Annotated in this window: 13 protein-coding genes; 7 read left to right on the plus strand and 6 right to left on the minus strand. The window is 71.4% G+C overall.

Translation table 11 applies throughout. The annotated features are described in order from the left end of the window. Window positions 1-86 precede the first annotated feature (86 nt). On the plus strand, window positions 87-1,442 hold the full coding sequence (locus BpN12_RS18155; RefSeq protein WP_246796902.1) for an MFS transporter: 1,356 nt from the start codon (window positions 87-89) through the stop codon (window positions 1,440-1,442). 66 nt (window positions 1,443-1,508) lie between these two features. On the opposite strand, the gene BpN12_RS18160 is transcribed toward BpN12_RS18155, so the two are convergent. From BpN12_RS18160 to BpN12_RS18175, 4 genes are all read right to left on the minus strand, one after another. Further along, window positions 1,509-2,687, minus strand: a complete 1,179-nt coding sequence (locus BpN12_RS18160) for an MFS transporter (protein ID WP_246796903.1) — start codon at window positions 2,685-2,687, stop codon at window positions 1,509-1,511. Window positions 2,688-2,920: 233 nt separating this feature from the next. Continuing rightward, window positions 2,921-4,090 carry an MFS transporter gene (locus BpN12_RS18165; protein WP_246796904.1) on the minus strand — a complete coding sequence of 390 codons (1,170 nt, stop codon included), beginning with the start codon at window positions 4,088-4,090 and terminating at the stop codon, window positions 2,921-2,923. Between the two features lie 127 nt (window positions 4,091-4,217). Further along, a complete protein-coding gene (gene bluB, locus BpN12_RS18170; protein ID WP_246796905.1) occupies window positions 4,218-4,922 on the minus strand; it encodes a 5,6-dimethylbenzimidazole synthase in 705 nt (234 codons plus the stop codon). 353 nt (window positions 4,923-5,275) lie between these two features. Beyond that, entirely contained in the window at window positions 5,276-6,250 is a 975-nt protein-coding gene (locus BpN12_RS18175; protein WP_198250179.1) for a LysR family transcriptional regulator, read from the minus strand. Between the two features lie 775 nt (window positions 6,251-7,025). Between BpN12_RS18175 and BpN12_RS18180 the strand changes: the two genes are divergently transcribed. After that, complete coding sequence (locus BpN12_RS18180; RefSeq protein ID WP_246796906.1) at window positions 7,026-8,237, plus strand: pyridoxal-phosphate-dependent aminotransferase family protein; 1,212 nt, start codon at window positions 7,026-7,028, stop codon at window positions 8,235-8,237. Window positions 8,238-8,512: 275 nt separating this feature from the next. Here the strand turns inward: BpN12_RS18180 and BpN12_RS18185 are convergent, their stop codons facing one another. Further along, a complete protein-coding gene (locus BpN12_RS18185) occupies window positions 8,513-9,733 on the minus strand; it encodes an MFS transporter (RefSeq protein ID WP_246796907.1) in 1,221 nt (406 codons plus the stop codon). A 287-nt stretch (window positions 9,734-10,020) separates the two neighbouring features. Here BpN12_RS18185 and xdhA point away from each other — a divergent pair, with 287 nt between their 5' ends. The 5 genes from xdhA to BpN12_RS18210 all read left to right on the plus strand — a co-directional run bounded on the left by xdhA (window position 10,021) and on the right by BpN12_RS18210 (window position 16,122). Continuing rightward, the gene (gene xdhA / locus BpN12_RS18190; protein ID WP_246796908.1) at window positions 10,021-11,604 is read left to right on the plus strand and encodes a xanthine dehydrogenase small subunit; all 1,584 of its coding nucleotides are present in this window, start codon (window positions 10,021-10,023) and stop codon (window positions 11,602-11,604) included. Between the two features lie 28 nt (window positions 11,605-11,632). Further along, the gene (xdhB, locus tag BpN12_RS18195) at window positions 11,633-14,014 is read left to right on the plus strand and encodes a xanthine dehydrogenase molybdopterin binding subunit (protein WP_246796909.1); all 2,382 of its coding nucleotides are present in this window, start codon (window positions 11,633-11,635) and stop codon (window positions 14,012-14,014) included. A 4-nt stretch (window positions 14,015-14,018) separates the two neighbouring features. Continuing rightward, window positions 14,019-14,585: a xanthine dehydrogenase accessory protein XdhC gene (xdhC, locus tag BpN12_RS18200; RefSeq protein ID WP_246796910.1), complete on the plus strand. Its 567-nt coding sequence runs from the start codon at window positions 14,019-14,021 to the stop codon at window positions 14,583-14,585. A gap of 192 nt (window positions 14,586-14,777) precedes the next feature. Beyond that, window positions 14,778-15,596: a substrate-binding domain-containing protein gene (locus BpN12_RS18205; RefSeq protein WP_246796912.1), complete on the plus strand. Its 819-nt coding sequence runs from the start codon at window positions 14,778-14,780 to the stop codon at window positions 15,594-15,596. Window positions 15,597-15,717: 121 nt separating this feature from the next. Beyond that, complete coding sequence (locus BpN12_RS18210; RefSeq protein WP_246796914.1) at window positions 15,718-16,122, plus strand: polyketide cyclase; 405 nt, start codon at window positions 15,718-15,720, stop codon at window positions 16,120-16,122. A gap of 6 nt (window positions 16,123-16,128) precedes the next feature. On the opposite strand, the gene BpN12_RS18215 is transcribed toward BpN12_RS18210, so the two are convergent. Then, window positions 16,129-17,103 carry a LysR family transcriptional regulator gene (locus BpN12_RS18215; RefSeq protein WP_246796915.1) on the minus strand — a complete coding sequence of 325 codons (975 nt, stop codon included), beginning with the start codon at window positions 17,101-17,103 and terminating at the stop codon, window positions 16,129-16,131. Window positions 17,104-17,193: the final 90 nt, after the last annotated feature.

Raw genomic sequence — 17,193 nt, forward strand, 5'->3', positions numbered from 1 at the left:
CATGACGCCTGGTCCGGTCGCCGTGACGGCCAATCCCGTTGTCGTCGCCGCCGGCGCGCCTGTCTCGCGCGAGCCGGGAGCGCGCGATGAGCGCGCCGCAGACGGGGCCGCGCACGCTCGAGGTCGAGCGCGTGATCGACGAGACGCGGCGGCCGGGTTTCCAGGCCGCGCTGTTCGCGCTGTGCGGCGCCTGCCTCGTGATCGACGGCTTCGACGCGCAGGCGATGGGTTACGTTGCGCCGAGCGTGATCGCCGAATGGGGCATTGCCAAGGCCGCGCTCGGGCCGGTGTTCAGCGCGAGCCTGTTCGGCATGCTGATCGGCGCGCTCGCGCTGTCGGTGCTGGCCGACCGGATCGGCCGCCGCCCGGTGCTGATCGCCGCGACGCTGTTCTTCGCGCTGGCGATGCTGGCCACGCCGCTGGCGTCGTCGATCACGTCACTGATCGCGCTGCGCTTCGTGACCGGGCTCGGCCTCGGCTGCATCATGCCGAACGCGATGGCGCTGGTCGGCGAGTTCAGCCCGACCGCCCACCGCGTCAAGCGCATGATGTTCGTGTCGTGCGGCTTCACGCTGGGCGCCGCGCTCGGCGGGTTCGTCAGCGCCGCGCTGATCCCGGCGCTGGGCTGGCGCGCGGTGTTCCTGGCGGGCGGCGCGGTGCCGCTCGTGCTGGCGCTGGCGATGCTCGCCTGGCTGCCGGAATCGCTGCAGTTCCTGGTGCTGAAGGGGCGCGTGGCGCGCGCCCGCGCCTGGCTCGCGGCGTTCGCGCCGGCGCTCGCGATCGACGCGCGGACGCGGCTCGTGGTGCGCGAGCCGGCCACCGGCGCCGCGCCCGTCGCCGAGCTGTTTCGCGCGGGCCGGCTGCCCGTCACGCTGCTGCTGTGGGCGATCAGCTTCCTGAACCTGATCGATCTGTATTTCCTGTCGAACTGGCTGCCCACCGTGATGCGCGACGCCGGCCATTCGCCGCGGACGGCCGTGATCGTCGGCACTGCGCTGCAGACGGGCGGCGTGGTCGGCACGCTGCTGCTGGGCGGGTTCATCGAGCGCCATGGTTTCGTGCGCGTGCTGTTCGCCTGCTTCGTCTGCGCCGCCGTGTCGGTGGCGGCGATCGGCGCGGTGGCGGGCTCGTTGCCGTGGCTGCTGGTGGTGGTGTTCGCGGGCGGCTTCTGCGTGGTGGGCGGGCAGCCGGCCGTCAACGCGCTGGCCGGCCAGTACTATCCGACCGCGTTGCGCTCGACCGGGATTGGCTGGAGCCTCGGCGTGGGCCGCATCGGCTCGGTGCTCGGGCCGCTGGTGGGCGGCCAGCTGATCGCGCTGGACTGGTCGAACGGCGCGCTGTTCCGGGCCGCCGCGCTGCCGGTGCTGGTCTCGGCGCTGTTCGTGCTGGGCCTCGGCGTGGCCACGCGGCCGGCCGGCGGCGAGGCGCGCCGCGCGGTATGAGAGCCGGGATTCGGGAATTGACGTTTGACGCGGCGGGCGATCGGCGCGCGCGTCAGGCGTCATGCCTCAGGCGTCGCGCGCGGTGGCGGCCGGCAGGCGCCGACGCTCCCACCACGCGGCGACCACGAACGTGAGCGAGGCGGCGACCATCACGCCGACCAGCGCGTCGCCGCCCCAGGCGTTCATCAGCGAGCCGGCGACGGCCGGGCCGGCGAAGCTCGCGACGCTCCACGAGGCCGACACGAGCGAACTCGCGGTGACGAGCGCGGCGCCGCGAAAGCGCTCGCCGCAGGCGACGATCGACAGCGTGTAGGTGCTGCCGGCCGCCGCGCCGATCACGAACAGCAGCGGCCAGCAGAGCCACGGGTTGGTGATCACGAGCGGCAGCAGCGGCAGCAGCAGCGTGACGACGATGCCGGCGCCCAGGTGGACGCGCGCGCGGCCGAGCTTGTCGGCGAGCCAGCCGATCGGGAACTGCATGGCGGTGTCGCCGAACAGCGTGACCGACGCGAGCAGCACCGCGATGCCGCTCGCCACGCCGCGCTCGATCGCGTAGATCGGCAGCAGCGACAGCGCGAGCGTGTCGAACAGCGCGAAGAACGCGGTGCCGATGATCAGCGCCGGCATCAGCGGCAGCACGCGGCGCCACTGGTCACGCGGCTCGTGTTGCTCACCGTGCTGGCCGCCACTCGCGCCGGGCGGCTTGCGGATCGCCGCGAGCGTCGGCAACCCGAGCAGGAACAGCGCGCCGCACAGCGCGAAGCGGATGCCGTGCAGCCCGGCGATCTCGCTGACGAGTACCGGCCCGGCCATCTGGAACAGCGTGAAATTGGTGGCGTAGATCGCCACGACGCGGCCGCGCGTGGCGTCGTCGGCGAGCTCGTTGACCCAGGCTTCGCCGATCGTGAACAGCAGCATCAGCGCGGCGCCGCAGAGCGCGCGCAGCAGGCCCCACACGACCAGGTTCGAGGTGACCTGCATCGCGGCGGTGGCCGCGGCCACCACCAGCACCGACGCGACGATCGATTCGCGCGCGCCGTAGCGCTGGGTGAGGCGCGTGACGAACGGCACGACCGCGAGGCCGCCGCCCGCCTGCGCGGCGGTCAGCATGCCGACCACGCCGGTGCCGTGGCCGGCCTCGGTCAGCGCGAGGGCCGTGAGCGGCAGGGTCGCGCCGGTACCGAGGCCGACCACCGCGACGCTCAGGATCAGGGCGAGGAAATCACGGTTGAGGATCGCTTTCATCGGCCGAGATGCTACACCGGCCGTGCGATTCGGACCATGACGCAGCGCTGCGCGCGAGCGGATCGCGGCGCATCTGCGGCAGGGTGACGGTCGCGCCGCGAACGCGGGCGCCGGGTTGGAAGCTTGGTTGGAAGCCCGGTTGGACGTGCTGGATCAGGCCGGCCCGACGAGCCGGTCCGCTCGCGAAACCGTCACGGACGGACCCGGCCCGGCCAGTTCCCGGTAACGCCGGTTCAGGCCAGCGACGACGGCCCGGCCAGCGGGCGCCGTTCGAGCGACGCCGACCACAGCGTCAGCGCGAGCGCGCCGGCCGCCATCGCGGCGCCCACCCACGGCAGCTGCACGAGCGGCACGCCGGCGCCGATCGCGAGGCCGCCGAGCCACGCGCCGGTGGCGTTGCCGAGGTTGAAGGCGCCCTGGTTCAGCGTCGAGGCGAGGTTCGGCGCCTCGCTCGCGCGATCGACGATCAGGATCTGCGCGATCGGCACGATCGCGAACGCGAGCACGCCCCACACGAAGATCGTCACGAGCGCGGGGATCGGCAGGCGCATGGTGCCGCCGAACACGGCCTGCACCAGGCCGATCAGCGCCAGCACCACGATCAGCGAGGGCATCCGGCGCCAGTCGGCGAGCTTGCCGCCGATCGTGCCGCCCACCGTCAGCCCGAGGCCGAACAGCAGCAGCACCAGCGTGACTTCGTGCGGCGAGAAGCGCGTGACGTCCTCGAGGATCGGCGTGATGTAGGTGAACACCGAGAACAGGCTGGCCGAAGCGAGCACGCTGATGCCGAGCACCATCAGCACCTGCGGGTTGCGCATCACGCGGAATTCGCGCGCGATGCTGGTGGACGGCATCTCGAGCCGGCGGGGCAGGCAGACCGCGAGCGCGCCGGCCGCCAGCACGCCGATCGCGGTGACGGCCCAGAACGTCGAGCGCCAGCCGAACGCCTGGCCGAGCGCGGTGCCGAGCGGCACGCCGAGCACGTTGGCGAGCGTGAGGCCGGTGAACATCAGCGCGATCGCCTGCGCGCGGCGGTTCGGCGCGACCAGGCTGCTCGCGACCACCGAGCCGATCCCGAAGAACGCGCCATGGCAGAACGCCGTCACCACGCGCGCGGCCATCAGCAGGCCGTAGTTCGGCGCGATCGCGCAGAGCAGGTTGCCGGCGATGAACACGCCGATCAGGCCGAGCAGCGCCTGGCGGCGCGGCATCTTCGCCGTGACGATCGCGAGGATCGGCGCGCCGATCGTCACGCCGAGCGCGTAGCCCGAGACCAGCATGCCGGCGGCGGGGATCGAGACGTCGAGATCGAGCGCGACGTTGGGCAGCAGCCCCATGATGACGAATTCGGTGGTACCGATACCAAACGCGGCAATGGCGAGGGCGAACAGGGGCAGCGGCATCGGGTGGTTCCGGGAAAACGGGCCGGGCTCGCGCGCCGCGGGATGCGGCACGCCCACGGCGGGGCGGGAATAGCCGCGATTCTATCTCAGTAAAAACCCGGACAAGAAAGGAATGCGAGGGGCCGGATCAGCTGTTGCTCGCCGGCGACGTGGCGTCCGGCGCGGGCGCGGTGACGGGGGCGGCGGCCGGGGCCGGCGCGGCCTCCCAGCCGTTCTCGAACAGGCAGGCTTCGAGCGGCAGGCGCGCGGCCCAGTGCTCGGCCTCGAGCATCGGCTGTTCGTAGAACGCGTCGACGTGGCCGATGCACAGCACCGCGATCGGCTTCGCGCCGTCGGGCATGCCGAGCAGCGTGCGCAGCGCGTCGACGTCGAACAGCGACACCCAGCCCATGCCGAGCCCTTCGGCGCGCGCGGCGAGCCACATGTTCTGGATCGCGCAGGCGGCCGAGGCGAGGTCCATCTCGGGCAGCGTGCGGCGTCCGAACACGTGCCGCTCGCGGTCGTCGGCCAGCGCCACCACGAGGATCTCGCCGCATTCGCGAATCCCTTCCACCTTGAGGCGCATGAACTCCTCGCGGCGCTGGCCGAGCGCGTCGGCGGTCGCGCAGCGCTCGGCCTCGACGATCGCGTGGATCCGCTCGCGCAGCGCGCCGTCGGTGATCCGGATGAAGCGCCACGGCTGCATGAAGCCGACGCTCGGCGCGTGATGGGCGGCGCGAATCAGCCGCGCGAGCACGGCCGGATCGACGGGATCGGAAGTGAAATGGCGCATGTCGCGCCGCTCGAAGATCGCCCGGTAGACGGCGGCGATCGCGGAATCGTCGAAACGCATGGGGAAGGCGGGGAGGGCTGCGGGGCCGGGAGAGCCGGCGAACGAGCGCAACGATAGCAGATCCTTCGACGCGACCGCGTCGGCCATGGCGGCGGGCGAGAGGAGCCGGGCGGGCGTGCCGGGGCCACGGCGGAAGAGGGCGCGCATCGCACGCGTCCGGCCGGCCGCGGTCGGGAAAGGCGCGGCGGCCGGGGCTTACCCGGCCGCCGCCGTTGGCGGGCAGGGCCCGCCGTATCGTGGCCGCCGGGCCGCGCGGCGCGGATGGCGACGCGCGTGCCGACGGCCGCAAACGCGGCTATTGGCCGCATTCGGTGACGGCGACGCGCGGCCGGCGCCGCCCGCCGCCGCGCGCGTCACTGCAGGCCGGTGGTGACGACGTCGGCGTGCTCGCCGAGCGTGTCGTGGACGTAGCCGTAGCGGCCGTTCGAGCGCGCGCCGAAGTGGTAGAGCGCGTGCTCGACGAAGCTGCGCGTGCGGGCCGGCACGAACTGGCGGTTCGGATAGACCACCGCGAGCTGCGCGTCGGGATCGTCGATCCGGTAGTCGGCCAGCAGCCGCACCAGTTCGCCGCGCGAGATCGCGTCGGCCACGAAGCTCTCCGGCAGGATCGCGATGCCGGAGCCGGCCAGCACGGCGGCGCGCACCAGCCAGGCGTCGTTGATCGTGTAGGACGGCTGCAGCGTGACGAGGTGCGCGAAGCGGCCGGCGTCGACGAAGCGCCACGCGAAGCCGTGCGCGTCGAGCGGCAGCGTGATGGCCGCGTGCCGCGCGAGTTCGTCGGGGCGGTGCGGCTCGCCGCGCTGCTCGATGTAGGCCGGCGAGGCGATCGCCACGAACGGGTCGGGCGCGAGCGCGTGGCTCACGAGCGCGGGGCCGTCGTCGATCCGGCGGCCCGCGAGGATCGCCGCGTCGTAGGAGGTGTCGAGCCCGTCGATCGGCCCGTCGGCGATGGTCAGTTGCACGCGCACCTTCGGATACTGGCGGCGGAAGCCGTCGACGAGCGGCGTGAGCCGCTGCGGCGAGAGCGCCCCCGACACCGCGATGCGCAGCGTGCCCACCGGCTCGCGGATCGTATGCGCGACCGAGGCCTCGAGGTGATCGAACTCCTCGAGCAGGGCGCGGCAACCGTCGAGATAACGGGTGCCGGCCTCGGTCAGCGACAGGTTGCGCGTCGTGCGATGGATCAGGCGGGTGTTCAGATGCGTTTCCAGCATCGCGATCGACCGCGTGACGAGAGCGTTCGATACGCCGAGCTTGCGCGCGGCCTGTCGGAAGCTCTGCAGTTCGGCGACGCAGACGAACACCCTCATGGTTTGGATCTGGTTCATAGCTTGTCGGCCCGTTCGGATGATTTTGGTTGTGTAATTGCCGCGTCGAGAATCGTCCCGTCAATCGCTGTCGGATCAGCTCGGGGTCGATTATCGTAATACCCGCGACATCTTAAATTGTTCAATAAAGTCGGTAACGCAGTCAACCCGTTAATTGGTTGTGGTCGCCAGTATTTTTAACAGGTTTGGCTTGCCGGAACGCAGTTTCATTTTTTCATGAAGTCATGATATCCCTTGTTTTGCAAGGGTTTCGAGCGGGCGATGGAAATCCTGGCTTCTGGTGGAAGAAATTCTGTATTTTTGTGATTTCACGATTTCCGGAGATTCGGAATTCAGAATGAGGCGAGCGGAAATGCTTGAAGCGCGAGGTTCGCCGTGAACGCGCGTGCCGCGAGATTAACCTTCGCCGTGCAATTCCGATAATCCGGAAATTCCCGTCGGGATCGGTTCCGGTCGTCCGTGCGCCGTGTCGCGATCGTGTCGCCAAGCTGCGGCGAAGGCACCGCGAACGTGACGTGAACGCGTCGTGAAGATGCGCGCGGCCGCGAGGCCGGCCAGGGCGGTCCGGCGGCCGCGCGAGGCCGCGCCGCAGCCAGGCGGTGACGCCGCGCAAGGCGCACAAAGCCTGTGCAGGGGACGGCCCGGACCCGGTTCCGGCCGGCCTGTCGAGGGCGCCGTCGAGGCGCGGGGGCTTGCATGCGAGGCCGGTTCGCGGAATGATCGACGGTTCCGGTGCGCCGCACCCGTTTCAACCGCTTTCGCCGATCCTCCGCTCATGTCCCATAACGATTACTCGCCGATTCCCTGCCCCGTCGTGGTTCCGCTCGACGCGATCCTGCCCGAGGAGCCGCTCCTGATGATGGGCGCCGGCCCGGTGCCGATCCCGGCCGCGGTCGCCAAGGCCAACGCGATCGTGATCAACCACCTCGGCGCGACCATGGCCAAGATCATCGAGCAGGTGAAGGAGATGGCGCGCTACGTGTTCCAGACGCGCACGAAATGGGTGCTCGGCGTGGCCGGCCCCGGCTCGGCCGCGATGGAGATGGCGATCTCGAACCTGGCCTGGCGCGGCACGCGCGTGCTGTCGATCCGCAACGGCTTCTTCAGCGCGCGGATGGCCGAGATGGCCACGCGCATCGGCGCCGAGGTCGCGCTGCTCGACGTGCCCGACCGCGAGGCGGCGAACCTCGAGGCGGTGGCCGCCGCGATCGAGCGCGAGCGGCCCGAGATCGTGACGATCGTCCACGGCGAGACCTCGAACACGGTCTGGAACCGGCAGCTGAAGGAGATCGCGGCGCTGGCCAAGGCGGCCGGCGCGCTGGTGGTGGTCGACGCGGTCTGCACGCTGTCCACCATGCCGCTCGACATGGACGCCTGGGGCATCGACGCGGTGATCACGGGCGGCCAGAAGGGGCTGTCGTCGATCCCGGGCGTATCGCTGATCGCGTTCTCCGACGCCGCCTGGGAGCGCATGAAGCAGCGCCCCGAGCCGAACGCGCACTGGTGTCTCGACATGGCGCTGGCCGAGAACTTCTGGCACAACGCCGGCTACCACTACACGGCGCCCGTCTCGGGCGTGCTCGCGCTGCACGAGGCGCTGCGCCTGGTTTGCCAGGAAACGCTCGAAAGCCGCTACGCGCGCCACCAGCGCTGCGCGCTCGCGCTGCAGGCCGGGGTCGCGGCGCTCGGCCTCGAGCTCTATGCGCCCGAGGCGTGCCGGCTCAATTCGGTGGTGGGAATCCGCGTGCCGGAGGGCCTCACGCCGGGCATGATCTGCGGGCACATCTCGAAGCAGTATCAGGTCGAGATCTCGGGGTCGTTCGGCCTGCCGATCGTGCGGATCGGCCAGATGGGCGAGCAGTGTCGCGAACACAACCTGTTCCGCACGCTGCATGCGTTCGGCCGCACCATGGTCGATCTGAAAGTGCCGGTCGATCTGTCGGGCGGGGTTTCCGCGCTCGAACAGGCGCTGTCGAACCGGCTCTGAGAGACGCGCCGGCCCGTGCAGGCCGGCGGTAACGCCGCTCGCGCAAGGCGGGCGGGGTTGGGGTGAAGCGTCGTGAGGCTGGCCGTCCGGCACATCGGTGCGGCGGCAACGATTCCGGCCGGTTGTCCGGTGTCGGGCCGCGGCCCGGAAATGTTGGCGGTTCGCGGTACCCGGCCGCCGCGAACGGCGCCGGCCCCGTTGCCGCCCGGCGTCTTGCGGGCCGTCTGCCCGCCTTCGGGCTGCCCTCAGGCGGTCATCAATAGCTCAAGCGGCCCTCAAGCCGCCGCGCCCGTGCGCGTGCCGCCGACGCGCGTCTGCCGTTGGTACAGCAGCACCGAGGTCGCGATGCCGCCCGCCGCGGCCACCGCCGCGAACAGGAACACCTGCGGATAGCCGAACTCGCCCGCCACGTAGCCGGCGAGCGGCCCGGTGATGCCGAGCGACAGGTCGAGGAATACCGAATAGGCCGACAGCGCGGCGCCGCGGCTCGCCGGCGGCACCAGCGCGACGGCCTCGACGCCGAGCGCCGGGAAGATCAGCGCGAAGCCGAAGCCGGTCAGCGCGGCGCCCGCCAGCGCGACGTGCGGCACCGGCGCAAGCCAGAGCAGCAGCAGGCCCGCGCATTCCACCGCGAACGACACGATCGCCACGCGGAACCCGCCGTAGGTCTTGATGCTGTTCGCGAACAGCAGGCGCGAGCCGATGAACAGCAGCCCGAACACCGTCAGCGAGAGCGCCGCGTTCGGCCAGTGGCGCGCCGCGTAGTAGAGCGCGATGAAGGTGGAGATCGAACCGAAGCCGGCCGAGCCGAGCGCGAGCCCGAGGCCGTGCGGCAGCACGCGCGTGAACACGCTCGCGTAGGACATCCGTTCGCCGTGGACCAGCGGCACCGGCGCGATCCGCAGCGCGAGCCAGTAGCCGCCCGCCGCGAGCGCCACCATCAGCACGCCGAGCAACGCCGCGTTCAGCGAATGGGCGATCGCCACGCCGAGCGGCGCGCCGATCGCGAGCGCCCCGTAGGTGGCGATGCCGTTCCACGAGATCACGCGCGCGTTGTGGGTGACGCCGACGCGGCCGATGCCCCACAGGATCGCGCCAGTGCCGACCAGGCTCTCGCCGATGCCGAGCACCAGCCGGCTCGCCGTCAGCAGCACCAGGCTCACCGCCGGCCAGCGCACGAACAGCAGCGCCACCAGCAGCAGCGCGCCGCTCGCGCCGCACCCGAGCAGCCCGCGCAGCACCGTGCGCTTCGGCCCGAGCGTGTCCGCGCAGCGCCCCGCGAGCGGGCGCGAGGCCAGCGTCGCCAGATACTGCACGCTGATCACGGCTCCGGCGACCACCGCCGACAGCCCCAGCTCCTCATGCACGAACCCCGGCAGCACCGCGATCGGCAGGCCGATCGTCAGGTAACAGACAAAGGTAAACGAGACGACGGAGACGATCTGCAGCGTCGTCGAGAACGCGCTGCGCGGGGGCAAATCGGAATCGGATGACATGGGGGGCGGATCCAGCGGAAAACGGGCGTCGGTAGAAACCCGAATTGTTGCATGGAACCGTTTCCGTCGCATGGACCGCTTAGTTCATCAGACGAATGACTGTGGCGTACACGCTGCATTTCGATATGGCATCGACAATATGCGCCGCATGTCATTCGGCCTATGGGTTGCCATTTTCGATGATGATAGCGTGCGACCTATTGACTCAAATAACGGCGCAAACGCCGGGTAACGGCCGCCCAGCCCGCACCCCGCAGCGCTCCCAGACCCACGATCTCCACGATCCCATGAGCCAGCCGATCCGTTTCCATTTTCGCCAGGCGATCCGCGAAGTCAGCGGCGCCGCCACCACCCGCACCGTCCTGCAGTACCTGCGCGAGGACGCGTCCTGCACCGGCACCAAGGAAGGCTGCGCCGAGGGCGACTGCGGTGCCTGCACGGTGGTGGTCGGCGAGCTGAACGACGCCGGCGGCGTCGAGTTCAAGGCCGTCAACGCCTGCATCCAGTTCCTGCCGACGCTCGACGGCCGCGCGCTCTACACCGTGGAGGACCTGCGCCAGCCCGACGGCGCGCTGCACCCGGTGCAGCAGGCGATGGTCGATTGCCACGGCTCGCAGTGCGGGTTCTGCACGCCGGGCTTCGTGATGTCGATGTGGGCGCTCTACGAGAAACACGGCGGCGGGCGCGCGGCCGGCCCGTGCGACGCGGCCGCGCCGTCGCGCACCGAGATCGCCGACGCGCTGACCGGCAACCTGTGCCGCTGCACCGGCTACCGGCCGATCGTCGACGCGGCCGAGCGGATGTTCGCGATGGCGCCGCCCGTTGCGCCCGTCGCCGCGGTGCCCGTCGCCGCGGTGCCCGTCGATAGGGCCGCGCTGGCCCGCACGCTCGCCGCGCTGCGCCGCGACGACACGTTCCATTACGCGCATGCCGGCCGCGGCTTCGACGCGCCGCGCAGCCTCGAGGCGCTGGCCGCGCTGCGCGCCGCGAAGCCCGAGGCGCGGCTGCTGGCCGGCAGTACCGACGTGGGGCTGTGGGTCACCAAGCAGCTGCGCGAGCTCGGCGACCTGATCTACCTGGGCCAGGTCGCCGAGCTGCGTCGCATCGACGAGCGCGACGGCTGGCTCGAGATCGGCGCGGGCGTGTCGGTCGAGCACGCCTACGCGGCGCTCGCCGCGCACTATCCGGAACTGACCGAGATGTGGAAGCGCTTCGCCTCGCTGCCGATCCGCAACGCCGGCACGCTCGGCGGCAACGTCGCGAACGGCTCGCCGATCGGCGATTCGATGCCGGGCCTGATCGCGCTCGGCGCGCGCGTGGTGCTGCGCGGCCCCGAGGCGGCCCGCGAGCTGCCGCTCGAGGATCTCTACCTCGGGTACCAGAAGAAGGACATGGCCGCCGACGAGTTCGTCGCCGCGCTGCGCGTGCCGCTGCGCACCGGCGCGCGCGCGAACCTGCGGTTTCGCACCTACAAGCTGTCGAAGCGTTTCGATTCGGACATCTCGGCGGTCTGCGCCGCGTTCGCGTTCATCGCCGACGGCGAGACGATCCGCGCGCCGCGCGTGGCGTTCGGCGGCATGGCGGCCACCCCGAAGCGCGCCGCGCAGGTGGAGGCGGCGCTGGCCGACGCGCTCTGGCACGAGGCTACGGCGCAGGCCGCGATGCAGGCGTTCGACCGCGATTTCGCGCCGCTCAGCGACATGCGCGCGACCAGCGGCTACCGGCTCGGCGCCGCGCGCAACCTGCTATACCGCTTCTGGCTGGAGACGCGCCCGCACGCGCCGCTCGCGCCCGAGGCGCTGAACGTGCGCTGCGTGGCCGCCGAGGCCGATGCAGCAGGGGCCGCCGGCCTCGCCGTCGCCGACCTTTGACCGAACCGGAAATACGGAAACCCGCGCCATGAACCAGCAAGCCGAACCGTTCCTGAAGGACCTCGAGTTCCGTCAGGTCCACGTCTCGCGTCCGCACGAATCCGCGCATCTGCACGTGAGCGGGCGCGCCAGTTACACCGACGACCTGCCGGTGATCGCCGGCACGCTGCATGCGGCGCTCGGCCTGAGCACGAAGGCCCATGCGCGGATCGTCTCGGCCGATCTCGACGCGGTGCGCGCCACGCCCGGCGTGGTGGCCGTGTTCACCGCCGAGGACATCCCCGGCGTCAACGACTGCGGCCCGGTGATCCACGACGATCCGGTGCTGGCCGACGGCGTGGTGCAGTTCGTCGGCCAGCCGGTGTTCATCGTGGTGGCGACCTCGCACGACGCGGCGCGGCTCGCCGCGCGCCGCGCGAAGATCGACTACGCGGACCTGCCGGCGATCCTGACCGCGCAGGCCGCACGCGCCGCCGAATCCTACGTGCTGGCGCCGATGAAGCTCGCGCGCGGCGACGCGGCCGGCCGTGCCGCCGCCGCGCCGCGGCGCGACACGGGCGAGCTGACGCTCGGCGGCCAGGAGCAGTTCTATCTGGAAGGGCAGGTGGCCTACGCGGTGCCGAAGGACGACGACGGCATGCACGTGTACTGCTCGACCCAGCACCCGAGCGAGATGCAGCACCTGGTGGCGCACCTGCTCGGGGTGGCCTCGCACAACGTGCTGGTGGAATGCCGGCGGATGGGTGGCGGCTTCGGCGGCAAGGAATCGCAGTCGGGCCTGTTCGCGTGCTGCGCGGCGCTGGCGGCCTGGAAGCTGCTGTGCCCGGTGAAGCTGCGCGCCGACCGCGACGACGACATGATGATCACCGGCAAGCGCCACGATTTCCACTACCGCTACGACGTGGGCTACGACGAGGCCGGCGTGATCGACGGCGTATCGGTGGAGATGACCTCGCGCTGCGGCTTCTCGGCCGACCTGTCGGGGCCGGTGATGACGCGCGCGGTCTGCCATTTCGACAATGCCTACTGGCTGCCCGACGTCTCGATCGCCGGCTACTGCGGCAAGACCAACACCCAGTCGAACACGGCGTTTCGCGGCTTCGGCGGCCCGCAGGGCGCGTTCGCGATCGAATATCTCATCGACAACATCGCGCGCGATCTTGGCCACGATCCGCTCGACGTGCGCTACCGCAACCTGTACGGCAAGGACGAGCGCAACGTCACGCCCTACGGCCAGACCATCGAGGACAACGTGCTGCACGCGCTGCTCGGCGAGCTGGAGGCGACCAGCGGCTATCGCGCGCGGCGCGCGGCCGTGCGCGAGTTCAACGCGCGCAGCCCGGTGCTGAAGAAGGGCATCGCGCTCACGCCGGTCAAGTTCGGCATCGCGTTCAACGTCGCGCACCTGAACCAGGCTGGCGCGCTCGTGCATATCTATACCGACGGCTCGATCCTCGTGAACCACGGCGGCACCGAGATGGGGCAGGGGCTCAACACCAAGGTCGCGCAGGTGGTCGCACACGAACTCGGCGTCGCGTTCGGCCGCGTGCGCGTGACGGCCACCGACACCAGCAAGGTCGCGAACACCTCGGCCACCGCCGCCTCGACCGGCTCGGACCTGAACGGCAAGGCCGCGCAGGACGCGGCGCGGCAACTGCGCGAGCGGCTCGCCGCGTTCGCGGCCGAACGGCTCGGCGAGCCCGACGCGCCGGCCGTGTCCGCCGCCGAGGTGCGCTTCGCCGACGACCGCGTGTGGATCGGCGCGAAGGCCGTGCGGTTCGGCGAGGTGGTCTCCCAGGCCTATCTGGCGCGCGTGCAGCTGTGGTCGGACGGCTTCTACGCCACCCCGAAGCTGCACTGGAATCAGGCGACGCTGCAGGGCCGGCCGTTCTTCTACTACGCCTACGGCGCGGCCTGCAGCGAGGTGGTGATCGACACGCTGACGGGCGAGATGCGCGTGCTGCGCGCCGACGTGCTGCACGACGTGGGCGCCTCGCTGAACCCGGCGATCGACCTCGGCCAGGTGGAGGGCGGCTTCATCCAGGGCATGGGCTGGCTCACCACCGAGGAGCTGTGGTGGAACGACGGCGGCCGGCTGATGACGCATGCGCCGTCCACCTACAAGATCCCGACCGTCAACGACACGCCGCCCGACTTCCGCGTCAACCTGTTCCGCAACCGCAACGTCGAGGACAGCATCCATCGCTCGAAGGCGGTCGGCGAGCCGCCGCTGCTGCTGCCGTTCTCGGTGTTCTTCGCGATCCGCGACGCGGTGGCGGCCGTCGGCGACTATCGCGTGCAGCCGCCCTTGAACGCCCCCGCCACCGGCGAGGCGATCCTCGGCGCGGTGGAGGCCGTGCGCGCGGCGGCGGCTTCCGTTGCTGCTGCGCCCGGCGCCGCGCGGAGCTGAGGCCATGCTGCCGTCACCGCTCCAGGTCGGCCGGCTGCGCGGCCCCGTGCGCGCGATCGCGTCGATGCACGTCGTGCTGTTCGGCGCCGGGCATGTCGGCCATGCGCTCGTCGCGCTGCTCGCGCATCTGCCCTGTGTCGTGCAGTGGGTGGACGCGCGCGACGAATGCTTCCCCGGCGAGGTGCCGCCGAACGTGCAGCCGGAGCCGACCGACACGCCCGAGGCGATCGTCGACGCGGCGCCGCCCGGCAGCTACTTCCTCGTCATGACGCACGACCACGCGCTCGATTTCGCGCTCGCCGAGCAGATCCTGCGTCGCGACGATTTCGCCTATTTCGGCATGATCGGCTCGCGCACCAAGCGCGTGAAGTTCGAGCGGCGCCTGATCGAGCGCGGCGTGGCGCCCGCGCATCTGGCCGACATGGTCTGTCCGATCGGCGTGGCCGGCATCGTCGACAAGGCGCCGCCCGCGATCGCGGTGGCGGTCTGCGCCGAGCTGCTGCAGGCGCGGACCGGTGCGGCGCGGAGCTGGCGCAAGCAGGCGGCGGGCGAGGTGGTCGTGGCGCCGTGAACCGCACGCCGTCATCCGCAGCGGGCGATTCGGAATCGGCGATCCGGCGCGCGGCGGCTCCGGCCGGCGCATGCCGCTTGCCGGCCGCGACCATCGGCAAGGACACAACCCTTTTCAAATGCGTCGCGATTCGCGAAGATGGACCGCCCTGTCTTTCTACCGCCACGGCCGTCGCCGGCCGCTCCGATCACCATGCCGAAACATTCCGCCTCGCCCGTTGCCACGCGCCGTCGCACGACCTTCAACGCCGTCCTCGCCTGCCTCGCCGGCGCCGCCACGTTCGCCGCCTCCGCGGCCGATGCCGTCGAGCTCCACGTCATGAATTCTGGCGGCTTCACCGCCGCCTACCAGCGCCTCGCGCCGAAATTCACGGCCGCCACGGGCGACGCGCTCGAGATCACCTACGGCCCGTCGATGGGCGAGACCCCGCAGGCGATTCCGAACCGGCTCGCGCGCGGCGAACCGGCCGACGTCGTGATCATGGTCGGCTACGCGCTCGACCGCCTGATCGCCGAGGGCAAGGTGCGCGCCGATTCGCGCGTCGAGCTGGCCGATTCGCGGATCGGCGCCGTGGTGCGGGCCGGCGCGCCGGTGCCCGAGGTCGATACGCCGGCGGCGCTGAAGGCCGCGCTGCTGGCCGCGCCGTCGGTCGCGTATTCGGACAGCGCGAGCGGCGTCTACATCGAGCGCGAGCTGTTCGAGAAGCTCGGCATTGCCGCGCAGCTGCGGCCGAAGGCGGTCAAGGTGCCGCGCGTGCCGGTCGCCTCGAAGGTGGCCGACGGCAGCTACGCGCTCGGCTTCCAGCAGGTGGCCGAGCTGCTGCCGGTGCCGGGCGTCACGTTCGCGGGGCGAATTCCCGAGTCGCTGCAGTCGGTCACGCGCTACGCGGGCGGGATTCCGGTCGGCGCCCGGCATCCCGGGCAGGCGCGCAAGCTGCTCGACTACCTGGCCTCGCCGGCCGCGCGCGCCGAGGTGGCCGCGACCGGGCTCGATCCGGTCCCCGCGCGTTGAGGCACCGCGCCGGGCGCGGGTTCGGCGCGACGGGGCGCGGCGCCCGTCCGGCGGCGCTGTCCCGCTTTCTCGACCTCCCGTTCGATCCGCCGCTGAAAGTCTTGCCGAGATCCGATTCCCGATGAACGATTCGCAACCCTTCCTCGACGCCGTCGTCTCGATCTGCACCGAGATCGAGGCATGGCTGGCCGGCGCCGCCACCTCGGCCGCGGCGCTCGACGCGCTGCTCGCGCGCTTCGCGCCGGCCTTCACGATGACCGGCACCGACGGCGCCTGCCTGGACCACGCCGGCCTGCGCGCGCTGTTCGCACGGCTCGCCGGCTACAAGCCCGGGCTCGAGATCAGGCTGGCCGCGCTGCGTACGATCGCCGCCTATCCGGATGGCGCCGTGATCGGCTACGACGAGCATCAGCGCGACGCGAGCGGGCCCCTGCGCGCGCGCCGCTCGACCGCCGTGCTCGAACGCGACGCGGCCGACGGCCGGATTCGCTGGCTCCATCTGCAGGAAACCTGGCTCGACGCGTGAGCGGCCTCAGCGTGCCGTCTTGCGCCGCGCGCGCGGCCGCGCCGTCAGCGAATCCGACACCGACTTCACCAGCGCGCGCAGCCACGCGAGATCGGACGGCCGGTCCGGCTGCGGATGGGCGAGCTGGTAGCAGTGGATGCGCGGGAACGACACCGGCGGCGCCAGGATCACGAGCGGCAGCATCTGCGCGTAATGCTCGGCGAAGCGGCGCGTGGTGGTGAAGATCAGGTCCGATTGCAGCAGCACCTGCGGGACCACGCCGAAGTAGGGCAGCGTCGTCACCACGCGGCGTTCGAGCTTCGCGCGCGCGAGGCCGATCTCGATCGCGTTGCGCGCGCCGCCCGTGTACGGCGTCGGCGCGAGATGGGCCGCCGCCGCGTAGGCCTCGCGCGTGAGCGGCGCCCGCGCGAGCGGGTGCGTGTCGCGCATCAGGCACACCACGGTGTCGGGGAACAGGTCGCTGCGCGCGAAACGCGGATCGGGCCGCGGCCAGTTCGCGATCACCAGATCGAGCACGCTCGAGTCGAGCGCGCCGGCGTGATCGAGCGCCGGGTTCAGCGAATCGAGCTCGAGGTGCGCGAGCGGCGCGGCCTCGCGAAACCGCGCGATCAGCGTCGGCATGAAGAAGTCGTTCAGGTAGTCGGGCGCGGCGAGCCGGAAGGTGCGGCGCGAGCTGGCCGGATCGAAGTCGCCGTGCGGCGTGGCGATGAAGTCGACGTCGCGCAGCGCGCGCTGCGCCGCCTCCAGCAGCGACGCGCCGTACTCGGTCGGCACCATGCCCGACTTGCCGCGCACCAGGATCGGGTCGTTCAGCACTTCGCGCAGGCGCCGCAGCGCCGTGCTGATGGCCGGCTGCGTCTGGTTCAGGCGCAGCGCGGCCTGCGTCACGCTGCGCTCCAGCAGCAGCGTGCGCAATACCCGCACGAGCCAGATGTCGAGCGAGGCGGTGCGGGAATCGGCGGTGTCGTCGTCGGTTGGCATCGGCGGGGCGGCGAGGGCGTCGCTCGTAAGATACCGGAGCGCGCGGCGCGCGCGCGGGCCGGCGTGTTATCCGCGGTATCGGCGCGATTT

This window comes from Burkholderia perseverans, from assembly GCF_022870505.1.
In the GTDB taxonomy this organism is placed as follows: domain Bacteria; phylum Pseudomonadota; class Gammaproteobacteria; order Burkholderiales; family Burkholderiaceae; genus Burkholderia; species Burkholderia plantarii.

Coding starts and splice junctions, on each gene's coding strand:
- BpN12_RS18155 (WP_246796902.1), top strand. CDS start 87: ATGAGCGCGCCGCAGACGGGGCCGCGCACGCTCGAGGTCGAGCGCGTG.
- BpN12_RS18160 (WP_246796903.1), bottom strand. CDS start 2,687: ATGAAAGCGATCCTCAACCGTGATTTCCTCGCCCTGATCCTGAGCGTC.
- BpN12_RS18165 (WP_246796904.1), bottom strand. CDS start 4,090: ATGCCGCTGCCCCTGTTCGCCCTCGCCATTGCCGCGTTTGGTATCGGT.
- bluB (WP_246796905.1), bottom strand. CDS start 4,922: ATGCGTTTCGACGATTCCGCGATCGCCGCCGTCTACCGGGCGATCTTC.
- BpN12_RS18175 (WP_198250179.1), bottom strand. CDS start 6,250: ATGAACCAGATCCAAACCATGAGGGTGTTCGTCTGCGTCGCCGAACTG.
- BpN12_RS18180 (WP_246796906.1), top strand. CDS start 7,026: ATGTCCCATAACGATTACTCGCCGATTCCCTGCCCCGTCGTGGTTCCG.
- BpN12_RS18185 (WP_246796907.1), bottom strand. CDS start 9,733: ATGTCATCCGATTCCGATTTGCCCCCGCGCAGCGCGTTCTCGACGACG.
- xdhA (WP_246796908.1), top strand. CDS start 10,021: ATGAGCCAGCCGATCCGTTTCCATTTTCGCCAGGCGATCCGCGAAGTC.
- xdhB (WP_246796909.1), top strand. CDS start 11,633: ATGAACCAGCAAGCCGAACCGTTCCTGAAGGACCTCGAGTTCCGTCAG.
- xdhC (WP_246796910.1), top strand. CDS start 14,019: ATGCTGCCGTCACCGCTCCAGGTCGGCCGGCTGCGCGGCCCCGTGCGC.
- BpN12_RS18205 (WP_246796912.1), top strand. CDS start 14,778: ATGCCGAAACATTCCGCCTCGCCCGTTGCCACGCGCCGTCGCACGACC.
- BpN12_RS18210 (WP_246796914.1), top strand. CDS start 15,718: ATGAACGATTCGCAACCCTTCCTCGACGCCGTCGTCTCGATCTGCACC.
- BpN12_RS18215 (WP_246796915.1), bottom strand. CDS start 17,103: ATGCCAACCGACGACGACACCGCCGATTCCCGCACCGCCTCGCTCGAC.